Annotated in this window: 1 protein-coding gene; it reads left to right on the top strand. The window is 74.7% G+C overall.

Features of this window, described 5'->3' with window-relative positions; genetic code table 11:
* Positions 1–292, top strand: a 292-nt coding sequence (locus DEIPI_RS39800) for a patatin-like phospholipase domain-containing protein (RefSeq protein ID WP_483782850.1), incomplete at both ends; no start/stop codon positions are given.

Below are 292 nucleotides of genomic sequence, written 5' to 3'. Positions count from 1 at the left end.
CCGCCCGACGTGATCGAACGGGCCGCCGAGAGCCTCTCGTGGCGCAGCCTGCTCGACCTGCGGCCCGGCAGCGGACTCGTGCGGCCCGGTGCGTTCGACGCCTTCCTCGCGTCGTACCTGCCACGGACCTTCGAGGAGCTGCCCGTGCCGCTCGTCGTGACCGCCACGGACGTCCTGTCGGGCCGCCTCGTGTACCTGCACCGGGGCGAGCTGTACCCCGCGCTGCGCGCCACGAGCGCCTACCCGGGCGCCATCGACCCCGTCCCGCACGAGGGCATGCTCCTCGCGGACG

It is taken from the genome of Deinococcus pimensis DSM 21231, assembly GCF_000519345.1.
Lineage (GTDB): Bacteria > Deinococcota > Deinococci > Deinococcales > Deinococcaceae > Deinococcus_A > Deinococcus_A pimensis.
The sequence above is the reverse complement of the archived record's forward strand: the minus strand, read 5'-3'. Positions and strand labels throughout refer to the sequence as shown.